Here is an 18658-nt window from a genome sequence, read left to right as displayed (position 1 = left end):
ATTGGTCTGGACCAGGGTGGTCAAGGGGGTGGCCGAAACTCGGCAGACCGGTGCGCGGGCGCCGAACGGGCGGGCGGGGCGGTCGTCCTGTCCCTTCAGGCCCGGCCCGACCGCACCGGGCCGACCGCACCGGCCCGACCGCACCGGCCCGACCGCACCGGCCCGGCCGCACCGGGCCGGCTCCGGCGCCTTCCGTGGCGGCTTCCTTCCGGCCCCGGCCCGACCTGCGGGCGTCGCCCCGTTAGTGTGTGCGAGTGACGCTCAACGACGATCGACAGTTCCCCGCCGCGCTCGCCGCCGCCCTGGCGGTCCCCTTCGACCACGCGGGCGGCGACGGGGTCGACTTCGAGCCCTTCGAGGCCTTCCTGTCCGCCGAGGACACCGACGACTGGTTCAGGGCGTGGACGGGCAACAACGACCTGGACGGCGACGCCTTCCGCGTCTTCGGCCAGGACGGCTCCGGCGGGTACGCGGCGTTCTGGCTGGCCCGCCCCGGCCGGCCGCTCGCCGAACAGCCCGTGGTCTTCCTCGGGTCCGAGGGCGAGACGGGAGTCGTGGCGCGCGATCTGGGCGACTTCCTGTGGCTGCTGGCCGACGGCTGCGGCCCGTACGAGGCGGCCGCGCCGTACGGGGCCGACCTGACCTCGCGCCCGGACGAGGCCCTGTCGGCCGTCGCCGACCGCTTCGCCCCGGACGCGCGGCGCACGGCCGGCGCCGTGGTCGAGCTGGCGGCCGAGGAGTTCCCCGGCTTCGACGACATGATCATGGCGCTCTGCCGCTGATCCCGTCCCGCGACGCGACGGGAATTCACTGGATCGCCGGGCCCGGCCGTGCCATGGTTGGTCTCGCCGAAGGGGTGTAGCTCAGCTGGTCAGAGCAACGGTCTCCAAAACCGTAGGCCGCAGGTTCGAATCCTGCCGCCCCTGCCATGAGGCCGAGAGCCGACAGGCTCTCCTCGCTGGGAGAAGGGTGTGAGCCCCGCCGACGGTTCGGCGGGGCTCTACCGCGTGAACGCGCCGACGTACCCGAGCCGCCCCCACGGCCGTGACAGGCCCCCGCCCCGGCCGACGTGGGCGTTCTGGCAGACTGGGGGCGCACGACCAGGCGGTGCAGGACAGGAAACCGGTGCGATTCCGGTGCGGTCCCGCCACTGTGACCGGTCGTCCCCCAGGGACACCGGGAGTCAGACACTGACGCACCGCCTCTGCTCCTTCACGTCGACCAGGGGACGCGGATCCCCCGGAGAGGCCACGCCATGTCGCGTTCCCGTGCCGCCCTGCGCGCGCTCACCCCCGTCACACTCCTGATATCCCTCACCGCCTGCGCCGGCTCACCCGGCGGCGGGCAGGACCGTGCTGCGGATGACGCCGCAGCGCCCGGCTTCCCGTACACCCTCACCAACTGCGGTGTGAGCAACACCTACCAGGCCCCGCCCCGGCGGGCGGTCACCATGAACCAGCACGCCACCGAGCTCATGCTCGCTCTCGGCCTGGGCGACCGGATCGCCGGCACGGCCTACCTCGACGACGCCGTACTGCCCGCCTACAAGCCCGCCTACGACAAGATCAAGGTGCTGGCCGAGGAGTACCCCTCCAAGGAGATCCTGCTCGGCGCCGACCCGGACTTCGTCTACGGCGGCTACGCCAGCGCCTTCGACAAGGCGCAGGGCCGCGACCGCGAGGGCCTTGCCGCATCCGGCATCAACTCCCGCCTCAACGTGGAGTACTGCACCCAGGGGAAGGTCGGCCTCGACCAGCTCAAGACGGAGATCACCGAAGTCGCGCGGACCTTCGGGGTACCCGATCGCGGCGCGCAGCTCATCGAGGACGAGCAGCGCCGCATCGACGCGGTGACCGCCCGCGTCAAGGACCGGCCCCGGCCGACCGTGTTCGCGTACGACTCCGGCGAGGCCACCGCCTCCACCTCCGGAGGCAACGGCGTGGGCAACGAGATCATCTCCCTCGCCGGCGGCACCAACGTCTTCGCCGACCTCGAGGACACCTTCGGCGACGTCGCCTGGGAGAAGGTCATCGAGCGAAAGCCCGAGGTCGTCCTCATCTACGACTACGGCGGCACCACCGTCGAGGCCAAGAAGCAGCGCCTGCTCAACGACCCGGCCCTCGCCGAGGTCCCCGCCGTGAAGAACCGGCGGTTCGTCGTGCTGCCCCTCTCCTCCGCCGTCCTCGGCGTCCGCGTGGCGGACGCGGTGGAAGCGCTGGGCAGCCAGCTCCACCCCAACCCCGCGTGAGGCTGCGCACCGGGGCGGTCCTCGTCGTCCTCGCCGCCGCGCTCGCCGTCTCGGCGATCGCGGGCCTGGCGCTGGGGCCCGTACGGATCGCCCCCGGCCGTGTGCTCGACATCGTCGTCGGCGGCCTGTCGGGGAACCGGCCCACCGGCGCCTTCGCCTCCATCGTGTGGGACGTGCGGATGCCGCGGATCCTCCTCGGCGCCGTCGTCGGAGCGGGGCTCGCCGTGGCGGGCACCGTCCTCCAGGCCCTCGTACGCAACCAGCTCGCCGACCCGTTCCTCCTCGGCGCCTCCTCCGGGGCCTCCGCCGGCGCCGTCCTCGTGATCGTCTTCGGCGCGGCCGCGGCAGGATTCGGCCTGGGCGTGCCGCTGGCCGCCTTCGCCGGCTCCATGGCCGCGCTCGTCGCCGTCTACGCGATGGCCCGGCGCGGCGGCACCATGACCACCGGCCGGCTGATCCTGGCCGGTGTGGCCGTCCAGTACATCCTGTCCGCCCTCACCAGCCTCGTCCTCGTGCTCGCCGCACACCCCGACCAGATCCGCTCCGTGCTGTTCTGGACCCTCGGCGGCCTCGGCGGGGCACGCTGGGACGAACTGGCGCTGCCCGCCGTCGCGCTGGCCCTCGGCGGTGCGCTGCTCCTCACCCTCGCCCGGCCGCTCGACCTGCTCCTCACCGGGGAGGAGGGCGCGCACACCCTGGGCCTGGACACCGGACGCTTCCGCGCCGCCGTGTTCGTCCTGACCTCCCTCGTCATCGGTGTGCTCGTCGCGTGCAGCGGGGCCATCGGCTTCGTCGGGCTGATGGTCCCGCACGCCGCCCGCATGGTCGTGGGCGCCGGGCACCGGGCACTGCTGCCCGTCGCCGCGCTGGGCGGGGCGGTGTTCCTGATCCTGGCCGACCTGGTCGCCCGTACGGCCGCGGCCCCCCAGGAGATACCGGTGGGTGTGGTCACCGCGCTCGTGGGCGGGCCGTTCTTCCTCTGGATGCTGCGCCGCTCCAGCCGCACCGAAGGGGTGACCGGATGACGTACGGGACCGCACCGGCCCGGCCGGTGGAATTGGCCGTCGAGGCCGTGCGCTACGCGACGGACGGCCACACCCTGCTCCACGGGATCGACCTCACCGCACGGCCCGGGGAGACGGTGGGGGTCGTCGGCCCCAACGGCAGCGGCAAGACCACCCTGCTGCGCTGCGTCCACGGCGCCCTGCGGGCGACCGCCGGCCGGGTGCTGCTCGACGGCGCGGACGCGGCCGCGCTCACCGTCAAGGAACGGGCGCGGCGTGTGGCGGTGGTGCCGCAGGACGCGGGCGGCACCCTCGGGTTGACCGTCCGCGAGGTCGTCGCCATGGGCCGCAGCCCGCACAAGCGCTTCTGGGAACAGGACGGCCCGGACGACGTACGGCGTGTCGCCGACGCCCTGGAGACCGTGGGGGCGGCCGCCTTCGCCGCCCGCCGCTTCGACGAGCTGTCCGGGGGCGAGCGGCAGCGCGTCCTGGTGGCCCGGGTGCTCGTCCAGGACCCGGGGCTGCTCGCACTCGACGAGCCGACCAACCACCTGGACATCCGCTACCAGTTGGAGATCCTCGGCCTGGTCCGGGCCCTGCCGGCCACCGGCCTGCTCGTCCTGCACGACCTGAACCTCGCGGCCGCCTTCTGCGACCGCCTGTACGTCCTCGCGGGCGGCCGGGTCGCGGCCTCGGGGACGCCGCGGGAGGTGCTCACCGAGGACCTGCTGGCCGAGGTGTACGGGGTGCGGGCCCGGGTCGAGGTGCACCCCGACACGGGCTCGCCCCACGTCGTCTACCTGCCCGTGTCGGCGGGCTCCTGGTAGCCGTACGGGCGGGTGATGATCTCCATCCCGTGCCCGGCGGGGTCCGTGAAGTACACGCCGCGGCCCCCGTCGTTGTGGTTGATCTCGCCCGGGAACCTGCCGTGCGGGTCGGCGAAGTACGGCACGCCGGCCGAGCGGATCTTCTCGAACGCCGCGTCGAACTCCTCCTCGGAGATGAGGAAGGCGTAGTGCTGCGCAGTGATGGACCCGGCCGGGATGGTCGCGAAGTCCAGGGTGACGCCGTTGGCGGTGTCGACGGGGATGAACGGCCCCCACTCGGTCCCGACTTCGAGACCGAGGATGTTCGCCAGGAACTCGGCGGACTCCCGGTTGTCACGGGAGTGGATGATGGTGTGGTTGAGCTGTACGGACATGGGTGAATGCCTCCGGAAGGCACATCACGGGCACCTCCATGCCTCACCCGGTCGGTGACCGACACGCGATGCCGTGATCACGATCCTAGACATGTCGCCGGACGGAGCCAAGCCGATTCCACCGTCACCCGATCACGAACCCCCGTACACCGCCTTGACGTTGTCCTGCGCCGGATGGGAGCGCCCGGCCGGGCCGGCCGCGAAGACCCGCAGCAGATTCTCCGTCACGCGCGTCGTCAGCGCCCCGGAGCGGGCGTCCAGGCCGTGGTTGCGCCCGCTGCGTCCGTCGCCCGTCGCGTCCAGGGCCTCCACCCAGCGCATCGTGCCCGTCGCGAAGACGCCCGCCCCGCTCGGCACCGTGTAGTACGCCGTGTCCTGGTGGCTGGGGCGGCCGTCGCACACCACGGGGGAGTGGGCCAGAATCTCGATCGGCCGGGGCGTCGCGAAACCGGTGTTGACCTTGTCGTACTCCACGCCGACCAGGTGCTCGAAGCGGTCGCCCGCCTTCGCGCCGGTGCCCTCGAACAGCCAGTGGCCGGGGTGGGCCACCACGTAGGGGGCGTCCACCGGATAGCCGTCGTAGATCACACCGAGCAGGGAGCTCTCCGGGTCCGCGCCGGGAGCCGAGCGGAAGTCCACCGTCGCGGGATGGCCCCGCTTGAAGCCCGGGTCCTGGCCGTAGGAGGACTTGTAGCAGACCAGTGTGCGGTCCGGCCCCAGCTCGGAGGGCTCCAGCCGGATCCGGCGGAAGCAGCAGTTCGCACCGAGGATCGCGAGGTTGGTGCCGGCGTCGCGGGCGGCCGTGACGTGGGCGCGCTGCTCCGGGGACCAGTACTCGTCGTGCCCGAGCGAGAGCACCGCCGAGGCTCCCTCCAGCAGCCGCTTCTCCCGCGCCACGTCGGTGGTGGTCGCGTAGGCGAGGGGTATGCCGAGCCGCTCCGCCAGCGCGATCAGCGGGGCCTCGTACACCAGGAACAGGCCCGCGCCGTCGTCGTACTCGTACGGCCGGTCGAAGGACACGGCGAGGGAACGCGTGGCGTAGCCGCCGCTGGGTCCGTCGTAACTGCCGTAGCCGCCCCACCGGTTGTACGCCTGCCAGGTGGCGACGGCGTTGACCACGACCGTACGCCCGGCCGTCGCCGCCGACCGGACGGTGACCGGTACGAAACGCTGGCCGCCCTCGCCGCCCTGCGCGTCCAGGCGCAGCAAATAGCTCCCCTCCGGCCAGTCCTTCGTCTCGACGGTGGCGGTGCGGGCCCACCGGGTGCGGACCATGCGGGTGTCGGAGTCCACCGTGTGTTCGGGCTGCCGCACCCCGGGCAGGGCCTGCGAACGCCACACCAGCCGGGCGCGGGCGCCGCCGTACCAGCCCATCCGGTAGGCGGAGACGGTGAAGCGGGGTGCGGTCGTCGACACGTACAGCCCGAAGGACTCGCCGGGCAGCACGCTGACCCTGTCGGCGAAGCCCTCGACGGCGCGAGGCGGGCCGGCCTGAGCCACGGCCCAGTCGGCGTTGCCCGGGCGGGCGTTCTCGGCCTTCACGTCGAGGCCGGGCGGCCCTCCTGCCGGCGGCTTGCCGTCCGGGGCCGGGGACCCCGCCTTCTCGCCGGCGCGGAGGTTGCCGCTCCCGTCCCCGCCCGCGCAGCCGGCCGCGGCCCCGAGTCCCGCGGCCGTCGCGGCGCCCGTGGCCATCGCGAGGAACCGCCGCCTGCCCGCGCCCTCGCCGCCCCCGGACGGGCCGGCTATGTGCTCCTGATCCATGAGGGCACGCTATGCCACCCTGCGCGCCCGGTTTCCACCGCCCTGGGGGGTGGCGGAAAGCCGGGCGCGGGTCGCGTGCCCCGCCTCGCGGGACTACCCCAGGGGCAGGACCAGGCGGGCGGAGGTGTCCTCGGCGGCCGTGAAGGTGATGCCGGCGGCGGCGCCGTCGCCCGCGTCGGAGTAGAGCTGGTCCCTGCTGTTCACCACGAGCATGAGCCGGTGGTTGGGGGCGAGGTCGTAGCCGGCGGCCTGGAGCTCCCAGGTGGCCCGGCGGTCCTCGCCGGGGGAGAGCTCCCGCAGGGTGAACGGCTCGTGCGTGATGATGCGGGCCGTGTCGTCGGGGGCGACGTCGAACAGGTAGGCCACCAGAGTCGCGGCCGTCGCGGAGCTGCGGACCGTCAGGGTGAGCCGGGGGACACCGCGGATGCGGCGGCCCGCCTGGAGCGGGCCGCTGGTCCACACGGCGAGGTGCCGGCGGTCGAAGGTGCCCGTGGGATAGGGCTTCGGGTTGCCCTTCCACTCCGCCTGCCCCGTCGTGATGATGGCGTCCACGGCGGTGGCGGCCGTGATCTGGCCGGCGGTGAACTCCCGCTTCCAGCCCGTCTCCGGCGCGCTGCCGAGGCCGCCGTCACGGCGGTCCGTGGAGGAGGCGGTGAGATACCAGGATTCGGTGGAGGTGGTGACCTCCGCCCAGGACGTGGCCGCTTCGCGGACGGCCGGCTCGGTGATGACCTGCTGGCCGGATTCGGGGTCGGGCTCGGTCGTGTACGTGAACATGATCTGGCTGCTCACCGGCTTCCAGCCGGGTACGCCGTTGTCGGCGCCGAGCAGGTGGTGGTCGAGCCAGGCGAACGCCTCCTCGACGGGGAGGTTGGGTCCGCTGAACGGGATGCTGAGGCCGGCGCCCTCCGGCGCGGCGTGGTCGCCGATCCAGAGGTTGAGCCGCTTGGGCACGGTCAGCTGCTCGAAGTGCGCGATGGCCTGGTTGGCCGGGAACAGCGTTTCGTGCCAGGTGTTGGAGATGAAGGTGGGGACGCCGCGGGCGTTGGTCAGCTCGGCGTACGAGGACGGGGACCGCTCCTTGCCCCACGCCACGACGGCGTCGAGGTTCCGGCCGGCCAGGAAGTCGTCGAGGATCTGCCGGGTGGCGGGGTCGAACTTCCGCTCGACCGGGCCGCCGGTGAAGTCGATGAGGGCCTGCACCGCCTTCAGGTGCCGGGTGTCGTTCTGGTAGAGGCTGTCGGCCAGGTCGCCCCAGGTGCTGAGGGCCACGACCGCGTCCACGCGTGCCGCCGGGTCGTGCGCCGCCACCAGCTGGCTGATCCCGGAGCCGTAGGACTCGCCGAGGAAGGCGATCCGGCTCGGGGCGAAGTGCTGCTGGGCGTAGTCGATGACGGTGGATCCGTCGGCCCAGTCCGACGGGCCGCCCACGTCGATCGTGCCGCCGGAGGTCCAGGGCGCGTCGATGAAGGAGCCGTCCGGGCCGGGGAAGGTGAGGCCGATGCCGCGGGGGGTGTACGCCAGTACGTGGTAGCCCCGCAGCGCCAGCTGGAGGTAGGCGTACTCGAACAGGATCCACCCGAAGGGCGTCCAGCCCGAGGGCACGATCACCAGCGGCCGGGGCTCCGTGGTGTTGAGCTTGATGGTGTGCGCGGAGAGCCGCACGCCGTCGTCGGCGGTGATGCGGGGGAAGCCGAAGGCCGCCTTCTGCCGGACCTCGTCGGTCAGCCGCTGGAGCTCGGGGGTGAGCAGCGCAGTCTCGGCCGTCCCGTCCAGTGTGGCGACCAGGGCCTCGGCGACGTTGACCGCGTCGGGGTCCACGGACGTGGCCGAGGTGTAGATGCCCTGGCCGGAAATCCGGTTCAACTGGGCCGCGGTGACGGGGGTGATCGGGTTGTCGTCCTGCGAGTGGCTCACGAAGCCGTCCTCTCGAAGTCTCCGACCGTACGGACCGGTCGGTGCCGTGGGGGGCACCCGTTCTAGTCCCGACAGGACGTCCCGTAGCACATATCAGGACATCTGCTCTCTTGGTGGCAGCGTGTGCGATTCACTCGTGCAGACGGTTTGAACGCATCCGGAGCTTCCGGGATGCGGAAAACGGTCAAGATGCGCCGAGGGGTGTACGTATGCGGTCCTCAAGGCGCCCGTAGTGATCGACTCGATTCGGCCGCAGTCGCGCCGCAGAACGGGGGAGAGGGGTGGCGGACACCCCGCTCGGGCGTTCTAGGCTGGTCCCTTGTCGTTTTTCGGCGGCAGCGCATGCTGACCGACGACCAGGACGGGTTCCGGCGCGCGGGCCGCCCCCCACCGGATCGTCTCGGACTGCGGCGGGACGGGCGAGAACGAGATCGGCGTCCTCGAACCGGACCGTCCCGGGTCCCCGGCCTTCCCTCGCGCGACCACCCGGACCGCGGCCGCCCGCGGGTCGTCCCCCCTCCGGTGCACACGGCCCACCCGCCTGGCCCAGCGTCCTAGACTGACGATCCGTTGATCACCCACCCGGCGAGTCGGAGGAACGAAAACGCATGCGCCATCTCCCCCTGGGCAGTTCCGGTCTGCAGGTGTCCGCCGTCGGCCTCGGCTGCAACAACTTCGGCGGGCGACTCGACGCCCGGGCCACCCGCGCCGTCGTCGACGCCGCCCTGGACGCGGGCGTCACCCTCCTCGACACCGCCGACATCTACGGCGGCGCGGGCGGCTCCGAACGGCACCTCGGGCAGGCCCTGAAGGGCCGCCGCGACCAGGTCGTCCTCGCCACCAAGTTCGGCTACGACGGCGTCGACATGGGGTACGGCCCCGCCGCCGGATCCCGCGGCGGCCGCGCCTACATCCGGCGCGCCGTCGAGGAGTCCCTGCGCCGCCTCGAAACCGACCACATCGACCTGCTCCAGCTGCACAGCCCCGACCCGGCCACTCCCGTCGCCGAGACGCTGGCCGCGCTCACGGAGCTCGTCGCCGAGGGCAAGGTCCGCTACATCGGCCACTCCAACTTCACCGGCTGGCAGCTCGCCGAAGCCGCCCACGTCGCCCGCGAGACCGGCTCCGTCCCCTTCGTGTCCGCGCAGAACGAGTGGTCGCTGCTGGAGCGGTCCGCCGAGCGCGAGCTGGTCCCGGCGGCCCTGCACTACGGCGTCGGCGTACTGCCGTACTTCCCTCTCGCCAACGGCCTGCTGACCGGCAAGATCCGCCGAGGCGCACCCGTGCCGGCCGGCTCCCGCCTCGAAGGCAGGGACGCCTACCTCACCGAGGAGCGCCTCGACGTGGTCGAGGCGCTGGCCGCGATCGCCGAGAAGCACGACCGCACCGTCCTCGAACTGGCCATCGGCTGGCTCTCCGCCCGGCCCGGCTGCGCCTCCGTCATCGCCGGTGCGACCTCTCCCGAGCAGGTACGTGCGAACGCGGCCGCCGGTGAACGCCCGCTCGACGCGGAGCTGCTCGCCGAGATCGACGCGATCGCCCCTGGCGTCGCCGCCTAGTGCTGTGACGCCGAGCTGTGACGCCGACGGGCGCCGCACGCCCCGCGGGGCGTGCGGCGCCCGTCGTCCGGCGCCCGGCGGCTCGCCGCCGAAGCTCAGGACACGATGTCCTTGCGGGAGAATCCGCGGAAGGCGAGGGCGAACAGCACCAGCGCGTACGACACCGACACCACCGCCCCCTTGGCCATCCCGCCCCACTCCAGCTGGGGCTGCAGGGCGTCAGCCCACGCGAACTGCCAGTGCGCCGGAAGGAAGTCGCGCCACGAGCCCAGCGCCGTCACCGCGTCCAGTACGTTCCCGACGATCGTCAGCCCGACCGCGCCCCCCACCGCGCCCAGCGGTGCGTCCGTCCGCGTGGACAGCCAGAAGGCCAGGCCCGCCGTCACCAGCTGCGACACGAAGACGAAGGCCACCGCCAGCGCGAGCCGCGGCACCGTGTCCGCGGCCGGCAGCGCGCCGCCCGCCGGGAGCTTCAGCGGCCCCCACCCGTACGCGGCCGTGCCCGCGGCCAGCGCCACCACCGGCAGCAGCACGATCGCCGCCAGGCTGAAACCCAACGCGACCACCAGCTTGCTCCACAGCAGCCGCGCCCGCGGCACCGGCGACGCCAGCAGATAGCGCAGCGAGGACCAGCTCGCCTCCGAGGCCACCGTGTCCCCGCAGAACAGCGCCACCGGCACCACCAGCAGAAAACCGGCCGACACGAACAGGCAGGTCGCGGCGAAGTTCGCACCCGACGCCGTGGCCGTGTCGATCAGGGTGATCCGGTTGCCGCCGCCGCGCCGGTCCTCCGGGCCGCCGCCCACCGCGAACGCGATGATCATGATGAAGGGCAGTGCGGCCAGCACCCCGCCCATCACCAGCGTCCGCCGCCGGCGCCACTGCCGCAGCGCCTCCACGCGCAGCGGCAGCGTGCGGCTCGCCCGGTAGCCCGGAGCCACCTCCCGCGCCGTCGTCGCCGTACTCACGCCGCACCTCCGATCAGGGTGAGGAACGCGTCCTCGAGTCTGCGGTGCGGCCCCACTCCGGTCACCGGCACCTCCAGCCGCACGAGTTCGGCGATCAGCCCGGCGGCCGTCGCGCCGTCGAGCCGTACGAGCAGCCCGTCGTCGGCGGCCACCACCGAACCCACGCCCTCCAGCGCCGCCACCTTCTCGACGGCCACCTCGTCCACCGGCTCGGCCAGGGTCACCAGCAGGGTGTCCCCGCCGCCGGTGATCTCGGCGACCTCGCCCGCCGCCACCCGCTGCCCGCGGTCCATGACCACCAGGTGCGTGCAGGACTGCTCGACCTCCGACAGAAGGTGGCTGGAGACGATGACCGTCCGCCCGCCGGCCGCGTAGCGGATCATCACGTCCCGCATCTCGCGGATCTGCGGCGGGTCCAGACCGTTCGTCGGCTCGTCCAGGATCAGCAGGTCCGGCATCCCGAGCATCGCCTGAGCGATCGCGAGGCGCTGCCGCATGCCCTGCGAGTACGTGCGCACCGCCCGCTCCAGCGCGTCGCCGAGCCCCGCGATCTCCAGGGCCTCCGCCATGTGCGAGTCCTCTGCCGGGCGGCCGGTGGCCTGCCAGTACAGCTCCAGATTGGCGCGGCCGGTCAGGTGCGGCAGGAAGCCCGCGCCCTCCACGAAGGCCCCGACCCGCGACAGGACCGGCGCCCCGGCCCGCACCGCGTGCCCGAACACCCGGATCTCCCCGGCGTCCGGCGAGATCAGCCCCATCAGCATGCGCAGCGTGGTGGTCTTCCCGGCCCCGTTGGGCCCGAGCAGCCCCAGCACCTGCCCCTTCTCCACCCGGAACGACAGGTCCCGTACCGCGTACCGGTCCTGCGCCTTCGCGTACCGCTTCGCCAGGCCCGTGATCTGCAGCGGTACGTCGGCCAGCGCCGGGTCCGGCTGCGGTACGCCCGCCCGTGCCCCGCCCGCGCCGCCGCCGCCGGTCCGGCGGAATCCGAGCAGTGCCGCGGCCAGCGCCAGCGCACCCAGCGGCAGCCCCCAGGTCCACGCGGGCATTCCCGCGGCGGCGGTCCGCACCCCGGGGGCCGCCGGCACGGCCAGGGGGCCCTCCACCGAGACCGTGTAGGCGGCCGTCGCGGCGGGGGTCGCGTAGCCGAGGTCCGTGGCGGCGACCACCAGCCGCAGCCGGTGTCCGGCCGCGACGGAGTGGTCGATCGCGGGCAGCCTCAGCCGTACGGTCGCACCCTGCTGCGCGTTCTCCACCCGCAGCGGGGCGACCAGCTGGGAGGGCAGCACCTGCTGCCGTCCGTCGGGCCCCACGTCGTACACCTTGCCGAACAGCACGGCCGAACCGTCCGCGGCCGTCGACCTCACCTTCAGGGTGACGGTCGGGGTTCCGGTGATCTGCAGGTCCGCGTCCATCGGCGCCGACTCGAAGCGGGCGTTCTGCCCGGGGAAGTCCAGCGACAGACCGGCCCCGAAGGAGGCGAGCTGTCCGCCGATGCCGGGCAGGGAGGACAGCGCGGGGGGCGCGCCGCCCGCCGGGTTGGTGAAGGTCTGCTCCCGTCCGGTCAGGGCGAAGTCCCGCGGGCCGGAAGCCAGCCCCGGGTAGCGGTCGCCGCTCGCGCCGCGCAGTATCACCTCGCCGTCGGTGGAGTCGATACCGCCGGAGCGCGAGACCCGGAACGCCGGGCCGGTGTCCGCGCTCCCGTCGCCCTTGAGGTGGCGGTCGAACCAGGCGGCCACGCGGGCCTGCACCCGGTCCGCCTCGCGCATTCCGCCGTCGTGTCCGCCGGCCGCCCAGTCCACCGCCACGGGTGCGCCGTTCGCCGCGATGGCCGCGGCCATGGCGTCGGCCTGGTCCAGCGGGAAGAGGGAGTCGTCCTGGCCCTGCACGATCAGGGCCGGCACCTTGATCCGGTCGGCGACCGCCGACGGACTGCGCCGTTCCAGCAGGGCGCGGGCCTCGGCGTCGGGCTTCCCGGCCACGGCGACGCGTTCGTACATCGCGCACAGCTCGGGGGTGAACCTCCCGCAGCCGGGACCGGCCGGGGCGCCGTCCTGCGGACCGGAACCGGGCGCGGACCCGGTCGCGGTCCCGGTCCCGTTCGCGCCCGCACCGGTACCCGCACCCGCACCCGCGTCCTGGGGCCGTCCGGCCCCGGCGTCCTGCGGCGCCGTCCCCGCCTGCTGCATCCCGTCGGCCGAGCCGGTCGTGAAGAAGATGCCGGACCACAGCTTCTTGAAGACGCCGCCCGGGAAGAGGGAGTCCGCCAGGTTCCAGTAGGTGATCTCCGGGGCGATCGCGTCCACGCGCCGGTCGTGACCGGCGGCCAGCAGCGAGACGGCCCCGCCGTAGGAGGCGCCGGACACTCCGACGCGCGGGTCGCCGTCCGCGTCGAGCCGTACCTCGGGCCGGGCCGCGAGCCAGTCGACGAGCCGGGAGACGTCCTTGACCTCGTGCTCGGGGTCGTTCAGCCCGATCCGGCCGCCGGAGCGGCCGAAGCCGCGCGCCGACCAGGTCATGACGGCGTAGCCGTCGCGGGCCAGCCGCTCGGCCTGTTCGCGGACGTCGTCCTTGCTGCCGCCGAAACCGTGCCCGAGGAGGACCGCCGGGCGTTTCGCCCCGCCGTCCTCCCCGCCGCCGGCGAGGAAGTAGGAGGTGTCGATATCGGCACCCGGCATCTTCAGGACCTGGTCCTGGCGGTGCACGGCGGGCGCGTCGCCGGACGCGGACGCGGCCGTCCACGTACCGGCACCCGCCACGACGGCCAGTGCGGCGGCGCCCGCGAGCAGGCGGTCTCGGCGGCGCCGGGGCATTCGGAGCTTCATACGCGCACCCTAAACGGCCGGTACCCGGCCTCCGAGCACCCACAGGCGGAACCGGCGACCTTCTCAGGGAGTAGTCCGCCGGCGGCGCGTACCGCACCTGCGGTACGCAGCTCCCAGCCGCCGCACCCGCCCGTCCGACCTGCACACCGCACCACCGGGCGGGAGGATGGCCGCATGCTGCTGGCCGAGGTCGCTCGCGTGTCCAGGGAAGTCGCCGCCACTTCCGCCCGATCCCGCAAGACCGCGCTGCTCGCGGAGCTCTTCGCCGCCGCCCCGCCGGAGGAGGCCGGGCTGGTCATCGCCTACCTCTCCGGACGCCTCCCGCAGGGCCGGCCCGGCATCGGCTGGCGCACCCTGGCCCAGGAGGCCCCACCGGCAGCGGAACCCACCCTCACCGTCCGCGACGTCGACGCGGCCGTGAGCGCCCTCGCCCAGGAGGCCGGCGCCGGGTCCGCCGCCCGGCGCAGCGCCCTCGTCGCAGGCCTCCTCGGCGCCGCCACCGAGGAGGAGCAGGCCTTCCTGCGCAGCCTGCTGTCGGGCGAGGTGCGCCAGGGCGCGCTCGACGCGGTCGCCCTGGAGGGCGTGGCCGCGGCCGCCGCCGTGCCCGCCGCCGAGCTGCGGCGGGCGGTGATGCTGGACGGCTCCCTGGCCAGGGTCGCCGGGGCGGTGCTCGCCGACGGCGCCGAGGCGCTGCGCGCCGTGACCCTGCGGGTGGGGCGGCCCGTACAGCCGATGCTGGCGGGCACCGCCGGATCGGTCGCCGCGGCGCTGGCAGCGCTCGGCCCGTGTGCGGTGGAGGAGAAGCTCGACGGGATCCGCGTGCAGGTCCACCGCGACGGGGACGACGTGGGGGTCTACACGCGCTCCCTCGACGAGATCACCGGGCGGCTGCCCGAGGTCGCCGAACTGGCCAGGTCGCTGCCGGGGGAGCGGTTCATCCTCGACGGGGAGGTCATCGGCCGGGCCGCGGACGGCCGCCCCGTGCCCTTCCAGGAGATCGCGAGCCGGGTCGGCTCCCGGGTGGACGTGGCCGCCGCCCGGCGGACGCTGCCGGTCGTCCCCTACTTCTTCGACGTCCTGGCCGTCGGCGGCGACGTCCTTCTGGACCTCCCGGTCCGCGAGCGGTACGAGGCCCTCGCCACCCTCGTGCCCGAGGACGCGCGGGTCCGCCGCCTGGAGGTGCGCGACCCGGCGGCCCAGGAGGCCGAGGCCGTCGACTTCTGGGCCGAGACCCTGCGCCGCGGCCACGAGGGCGTGGTCGTCAAGGCCCTGGACTCGGCGTACGCGGCCGGCCGACGCGGCAGGAACTGGCTCAAGGTGAAACCGGTGCACACCCTGGACCTGGTCGTGCTCGCCGCCGAATGGGGCCACGGGCGGCGCACCGGACTCCTGTCGAACCTGCACCTGGGGGCGCGGGCCGCAGACGGCACGTACGCCATGCTCGGCAAGACGTTCAAGGGCCTCACGGACGAGATGCTGCGCTGGCAGACCGGGGCACTGCGGGCGCTCGCCACCTCGGACGACGGTTTCACCGTGCGGGTGCGCCCCGAACTGGTGGTGGAGATCGCCTACGACGGACTGCAGCGCTCACCGCGCTACCCGGCCGGAGTGGCCCTGCGCTTCGCGCGGGTGCTGCGCTACCGCCCGGACAAGGCGGCGGAGCAGGCCGACACGGTCGAGACCGTACTGGGTCGCCGCCACGCCCCCTAAGGGCGCAGCCCGCCCCACCCAACCCAGGCCCCCCGCCCGGGCTCCGGCACCCCGCACCCCCGCCCGGGCTCCGGCACCCCGCCCCCCGGCGGGTTCCGGCTCTCCGGCGTCCCCGGGCGGGTTCCGGCAACCCCGCGCCTTCGGGCGGGTTTCGGCACCTGCGCCCACCGGGCGGGCGGGGTGGGAGGCGGGCATCTGCGGTGCGGGCCGGATCCCGGTCGGACGCGTCATCGAGGCGTCATAGGGCGGCCGTAGACGAGCGGGCCAAGGTGGCTGCTCACGTGCCGGGGCCCTGACGGACGGCACGTCCACGACGGGCCCGCCCCGTCACCCGCTCGACCGTGCCGCCGTGTCCGTGCCCCGCCGTGCCAGGAGCCGCCATCGTGGACCTTGACTCCGTGCTGACCCGCCGGCCGTCACCCGGCCCGGCGGCGCCCTGCGGCGCAGCGCCACCGAAGGGGCCCGGACGCCTGCGACGGGCCCGGGCCGCCGCTGCCGCGGTCGTGCCCGGCTGCGGTGCCGTCGTCGCCGCCCTCCTCGCCATCGCCGCCATCGGCGCGCTCATCGGCGAACCGGTCCTCATACCGTCCCTGGCCGCGAGCGCCGCCGTCCTCCACCACACCCCGACCCTGCCGACGGCCCAGCCGCGGACCGTCGTCGTCGCCCATCTCCTCGGCGCCGCGGCCGGCTACGCGGTCCTCGCGGCGGCGCCGAGCAGCCCTTGGAGCGCGGCCCTGGCCGCGGGGCTGACCTTCGCCGCCACGAGCCTCACCCGGACCCCGCACTCGCCCGCCTGCGCCACCGCCGTCGTCGTCGTGTTCCAGGGCCCGGCCCCCGCGCGGTTCGTCCCGCTGCTGTTCTGTGCCACGGTGGTCCTCGTCCTGGGCGGCCTCGTCGCCTCCCGCCTGCACCGGTCGGCGCCCCGGTACCCCGTCCGGTGGTGGTAGCCGGCCGCGGTTTGCCTCAGAGGCAAGTAGGTTTGCCAGGAAGGCAAGGGTCTGGCTCAATCGGGGCATGAACCCCGGTCCCGCCCCCGACCGCTCCGCCGGCCCGGCCGACGAGCTGCCCGCCGTGGCGCCGCAGCTGCGCGAGCTGCGCCGCCGGGCCGGCCTGACCCTGGAGGCCGCCGCCGCGCGGGCCCGGCTCTCGCCCGCCCACCTGTCCCGCCTGGAGACCGGTCGGCGCCAGCCCTCGCTGCCGCTCCTGCTGGGGCTCGCCCGCACCTACGGTACGACGGTCTCCGAGCTGCTCGGGGAGACCTCCGCCGTGGCCGATCCCATCGTACGGGCAGGCGGTCCCGGCGCCCGCGAGGCCGACGGCTGGACGTACTGGCAGGCGGGCGGCGCGGGCCGCGGGATGCAGGCGCTGCGCGTCCACGTGCCGCACGGCCGCGGCCCGGACGAACTGGTCCGCGTCCACCCCGGCGAGGAATGGCTGTACGTCCTCCAGGGGCGGCTGCGCCTGCACCTGGGCGAGGCCGAGTACCTGCTGGAGCCGGGGGACAGCGCCCACTTCGACTCCCTCACCCCGCACCGGATCGGCGCCGCCTCCACCGGCGGCGCCGACCTGCTGTTCGTCCACACGCTGCTCCAGAGCAGCCTCGCCGGGCTGTGCCTCGGCGGGGCCGCGACCACCACGCACCACCGATAGGCGAGGAGCCCACCCATGACCCCCGTGTCCCCCGCGGACAAGCCCGCCGGCGTCCGCGCCCGCTTCGAGGCCAAGTTCCCGCGCGGCCTGATCATCCGGCTGATCGCCTACCTCTTCGTGGGCCACCTCTTCGCCTTCTTCGTCTACCTCCTCTTCGTCCTGGGCGGCCAGAACCAGTAACCGCCCGCAACGCGCGAGTTCGGGCCGCGCGGCTATGGAAAGGTGCGGGGGCGGTGGCTACCCTCCGCGCATGATTCCCACGGTTGTCTGGGGTACCGGCAACGTCGGCCGTCTGGCCATCCGCGCCGTCGCGGCCCATCCAGCGCTCGAACTGCGCGCAGTCATCGTCCACAATCCAGCCAAGGTCGGCCGTGACGCGGGCGAACTCGGCGGACTCGACCACCTGTTGGGCGTCGAGGCCACCGACGACACCGAAGCCGTGCTCGCCGGCCGTCCGCGGGCGGTGGTGTACGCCGCGTCCGGGGACGTCCGCCCCGACGAGGCGCTCGCCGACATCACCCGCGCGATCCGGGCGGGAGCGGTCGTCGTCAGCCCGGCCCTCTACCCGCTCTACGACCACCGCAGCGCCCCGCCCGAGTTCCGCGACCCGGTACTGGCGGCGATCGCGGAGGGCGGCGGCTCGCTCTTCGCCTCCGGCGTCGACCCCGGCTGGGGCAACGACGTACTCCCGCTCCTGCTCAGCGGCCTCGGCACCACCATCGACGCCATCCGCTGCCAGGAGATCTTCGACTACTCCACCTACGACCAGCCGGACTCCGTCCGCAACCTCGTCGGCATGGGCCAGCCCATGGACTTCCAGCCGATGATGCTCATGCCCTCGATCCCGACGATGGTCTGGGGCGGCCAGATACGGATGGTGGCCCGGGCGCTCGGCGTCGAGCTCGACGAGATCCGCGAGACGTCCGAGCGCCGCGCCCTCGCCACCACCGTGACCACCCGCAGTATGGGCACCTTCGCGGCGGGCACCCAGGGCGCGATCCGCTTCGAGGTGCAGGGCGTCGTCGGCGGCGAACCCCGCATCGTCATCGAGCACGTCACCCGCATCCACCCCTCGTGCGCCCCGGACTGGCCGGTCCCGCCGGACGGCGGCGACGGCGCGCACCGCGTCGTCATCGAGGGCCGCCCCCGCATCGAGGTCACCGTCGAGGCCACCGACGAGGGCGAGAACCGCTCCGCGGGCGGCAACGCCACCGCCGTCGGCCGCCTCGTCGGCGCCATCGACTGGCTCACCGCGGCGGAGCCGGGACTCTACGACGCCCTCGACGTCCCCCTGCGCCCCGCCATCGGCAGACTCGGAAGGAAACCGTCATGAGGATCGACATCCCCGAAGGCCAGCACCCGATCGAGTACGTGTGGGGCGACATGGTGCCCGGGATCGGTATGGCCGCCGCGAACTTCTCGCTGTCGGTGTACGCCCACACCACCCTGGGGCTGCGCGAGTTCGAGGCCGCCCGGCTGCGCGTCGCGCAGATCAACGGGTGCGTCTTCTGCCTCGACTGGCGCACCGAGCGGGACGGCCAGAAGGTCGAGGAGGAGTTCGCGGACGCGGTCACCGAGTGGCGCACGACCGACGCGTTCGACGAACGCACCCGGCTGGCGGCGGAGTACGCCGAGCGGTACACCCTCGACCACCACGGTCTCGACGAGGAGTTCTGGGACCGGATGACAGCGCACTACAGCCAGCTGGAGATCGTGGAGCTCACCATGAGCATCGGGTCCTGGCTGGCGTTCGGGCGGCTCAACCACGTGCTGGGCCTCGACAGCGTGTGCGTGCTGCCAGGCCACTGAGCGGGGCCC

Annotated in this window: 16 protein-coding genes, 1 tRNA gene and 1 riboswitch; of the genes, 12 read left to right on the top strand and 5 right to left on the bottom strand. The window is 73.9% G+C overall.

Features of this window, described 5'->3' with window-relative positions; genetic code table 11:
- Positions 1 to 254 precede the first annotated feature (254 nt).
- The 5 genes from AVW11_RS07015 (at position 255) to AVW11_RS06995 (ending at position 4079) form a co-directional block, all read left to right on the top strand.
- Positions 255 to 782, top strand: coding sequence for a hypothetical protein (locus tag AVW11_RS07015; protein WP_060178399.1), 528 nt, complete (start codon positions 255 to 257; stop codon positions 780 to 782).
- Positions 783 to 852: 70 nt separating this feature from the next.
- Positions 853 to 929: transfer RNA gene (locus tag AVW11_RS07010), tRNA-Trp, on the top strand.
- A gap of 146 nt (positions 930 to 1075) precedes the next feature.
- Positions 1076 to 1213, top strand: a riboswitch (cobalamin riboswitch).
- Positions 1214 to 1255: 42 nt separating this feature from the next.
- Complete coding sequence (locus AVW11_RS07005) at positions 1256 to 2248, top strand: ABC transporter substrate-binding protein (protein ID WP_060178398.1); 993 nt, start codon at positions 1256 to 1258, stop codon at positions 2246 to 2248.
- Positions 2245 to 3273: a FecCD family ABC transporter permease gene (locus tag AVW11_RS07000; RefSeq protein ID WP_037832767.1), complete on the top strand. Its 1029-nt coding sequence runs from the start codon at positions 2245 to 2247 to the stop codon at positions 3271 to 3273. Before AVW11_RS07005 ends, AVW11_RS07000 begins: the two co-directional genes overlap by 4 nt.
- Complete coding sequence (locus AVW11_RS06995; protein ID WP_076043525.1) at positions 3270 to 4079, top strand: ABC transporter ATP-binding protein; 810 nt, start codon at positions 3270 to 3272, stop codon at positions 4077 to 4079. The genes AVW11_RS07000 and AVW11_RS06995 overlap by 4 nt, the downstream gene beginning before the upstream one ends.
- Here the strand turns inward: AVW11_RS06995 and AVW11_RS06990 are convergent.
- From AVW11_RS06990 to AVW11_RS06980, 3 genes are all read right to left on the bottom strand, one after another.
- On the bottom strand, positions 4049 to 4453 hold the full coding sequence (locus tag AVW11_RS06990) for a VOC family protein (protein WP_060178396.1): 405 nt from the start codon (positions 4451 to 4453) through the stop codon (positions 4049 to 4051). The genes AVW11_RS06995 and AVW11_RS06990 overlap by 31 nt on opposite strands.
- Positions 4454 to 4585: 132 nt before the next feature.
- Complete coding sequence (locus AVW11_RS06985) at positions 4586 to 6214, bottom strand: N,N-dimethylformamidase beta subunit family domain-containing protein (protein WP_060178395.1); 1629 nt, start codon at positions 6212 to 6214, stop codon at positions 4586 to 4588.
- A gap of 93 nt (positions 6215 to 6307) precedes the next feature.
- On the bottom strand, positions 6308 to 8131 hold the full coding sequence (locus tag AVW11_RS06980) for a CocE/NonD family hydrolase (protein ID WP_076043524.1): 1824 nt from the start codon (positions 8129 to 8131) through the stop codon (positions 6308 to 6310).
- 608 nt (positions 8132 to 8739) lie between these two features.
- On the opposite strand from AVW11_RS06980, the gene AVW11_RS06975 reads away from it, so the two are divergent.
- The gene (locus AVW11_RS06975; RefSeq protein ID WP_030843181.1) at positions 8740 to 9690 is read left to right on the top strand and encodes an aldo/keto reductase; all 951 of its coding nucleotides are present in this window, start codon (positions 8740 to 8742) and stop codon (positions 9688 to 9690) included.
- A gap of 95 nt (positions 9691 to 9785) precedes the next feature.
- Here AVW11_RS06975 and AVW11_RS06970 read toward each other — a convergent pair whose 3' ends face one another.
- Together AVW11_RS06970 and AVW11_RS06965 are read right to left on the bottom strand one after the other, a co-directional pair.
- Positions 9786 to 10658 carry an ABC transporter permease gene (locus AVW11_RS06970; protein WP_030843178.1) on the bottom strand — a complete coding sequence of 291 codons (873 nt, stop codon included), beginning with the start codon at positions 10656 to 10658 and terminating at the stop codon, positions 9786 to 9788.
- Entirely contained in the window at positions 10655 to 13480 is a 2826-nt protein-coding gene (locus AVW11_RS06965; RefSeq protein WP_076043523.1) for an alpha/beta fold hydrolase, read from the bottom strand. Before AVW11_RS06965 ends, AVW11_RS06970 begins: the two co-directional genes overlap by 4 nt.
- A gap of 174 nt (positions 13481 to 13654) precedes the next feature.
- Here AVW11_RS06965 and AVW11_RS06960 point away from each other — a divergent pair, with 174 nt between their 5' ends.
- The 6 genes from AVW11_RS06960 to AVW11_RS06940 all read left to right on the top strand — a co-directional run bounded on the left by AVW11_RS06960 (position 13655) and on the right by AVW11_RS06940 (position 18649).
- Positions 13655 to 15190: an ATP-dependent DNA ligase gene (locus AVW11_RS06960; protein WP_060178392.1), complete on the top strand. Its 1536-nt coding sequence runs from the start codon at positions 13655 to 13657 to the stop codon at positions 15188 to 15190.
- Positions 15191 to 15573: 383 nt separating this feature from the next.
- Positions 15574 to 16137: an HPP family protein gene (locus AVW11_RS06955; RefSeq protein WP_234362233.1), complete on the top strand. Its 564-nt coding sequence runs from the start codon at positions 15574 to 15576 to the stop codon at positions 16135 to 16137.
- A gap of 67 nt (positions 16138 to 16204) precedes the next feature.
- Positions 16205 to 16840 carry a helix-turn-helix domain-containing protein gene (locus AVW11_RS06950; protein ID WP_076043522.1) on the top strand — a complete coding sequence of 212 codons (636 nt, stop codon included), beginning with the start codon at positions 16205 to 16207 and terminating at the stop codon, positions 16838 to 16840.
- A 15-nt stretch (positions 16841 to 16855) separates the two neighbouring features.
- Positions 16856 to 17020: a DUF6126 family protein gene (locus AVW11_RS37660; RefSeq protein ID WP_167389213.1), complete on the top strand. Its 165-nt coding sequence runs from the start codon at positions 16856 to 16858 to the stop codon at positions 17018 to 17020.
- Positions 17021 to 17090: 70 nt separating this feature from the next.
- Entirely contained in the window at positions 17091 to 18173 is a 1083-nt protein-coding gene (locus tag AVW11_RS06945) for an NAD(P)H-dependent amine dehydrogenase family protein (RefSeq protein ID WP_076043521.1), read from the top strand.
- Positions 18170 to 18649, top strand: coding sequence for a carboxymuconolactone decarboxylase family protein (locus AVW11_RS06940; RefSeq protein ID WP_030664537.1), 480 nt, complete (start codon positions 18170 to 18172; stop codon positions 18647 to 18649). The genes AVW11_RS06945 and AVW11_RS06940 overlap by 4 nt, the downstream gene beginning before the upstream one ends.
- Positions 18650 to 18658: the final 9 nt, after the last annotated feature.

The organism is Streptomyces amritsarensis (assembly GCF_001953875.1).
Taxonomy (GTDB): Bacteria; Actinomycetota; Actinomycetes; order Streptomycetales; family Streptomycetaceae; genus Streptomyces; species Streptomyces amritsarensis.
The sequence above is the reverse complement of the archived record's forward strand: the minus strand, read 5'-3'. Positions and strand labels throughout refer to the sequence as shown.

Coding starts and splice junctions, on each gene's coding strand:
- AVW11_RS07005 (WP_060178398.1), top strand. CDS start 1,256: ATGTCGCGTTCCCGTGCCGCCCTGCGCGCGCTCACCCCCGTCACACTC.
- AVW11_RS06995 (WP_076043525.1), top strand. CDS start 3,270: ATGACGTACGGGACCGCACCGGCCCGGCCGGTGGAATTGGCCGTCGAG.
- AVW11_RS06990 (WP_060178396.1), bottom strand. CDS start 4,453: ATGTCCGTACAGCTCAACCACACCATCATCCACTCCCGTGACAACCGG.
- AVW11_RS06985 (WP_060178395.1), bottom strand. CDS start 6,214: ATGGATCAGGAGCACATAGCCGGCCCGTCCGGGGGCGGCGAGGGCGCG.
- AVW11_RS06975 (WP_030843181.1), top strand. CDS start 8,740: ATGCGCCATCTCCCCCTGGGCAGTTCCGGTCTGCAGGTGTCCGCCGTC.
- AVW11_RS06965 (WP_076043523.1), bottom strand. CDS start 13,480: ATGAAGCTCCGAATGCCCCGGCGCCGCCGAGACCGCCTGCTCGCGGGC.
- AVW11_RS06960 (WP_060178392.1), top strand. CDS start 13,655: ATGCTGCTGGCCGAGGTCGCTCGCGTGTCCAGGGAAGTCGCCGCCACT.
- AVW11_RS06950 (WP_076043522.1), top strand. CDS start 16,205: ATGAACCCCGGTCCCGCCCCCGACCGCTCCGCCGGCCCGGCCGACGAG.
- AVW11_RS37660 (WP_167389213.1), top strand. CDS start 16,856: ATGACCCCCGTGTCCCCCGCGGACAAGCCCGCCGGCGTCCGCGCCCGC.
- AVW11_RS06945 (WP_076043521.1), top strand. CDS start 17,091: ATGATTCCCACGGTTGTCTGGGGTACCGGCAACGTCGGCCGTCTGGCC.
- AVW11_RS06940 (WP_030664537.1), top strand. CDS start 18,170: ATGAGGATCGACATCCCCGAAGGCCAGCACCCGATCGAGTACGTGTGG.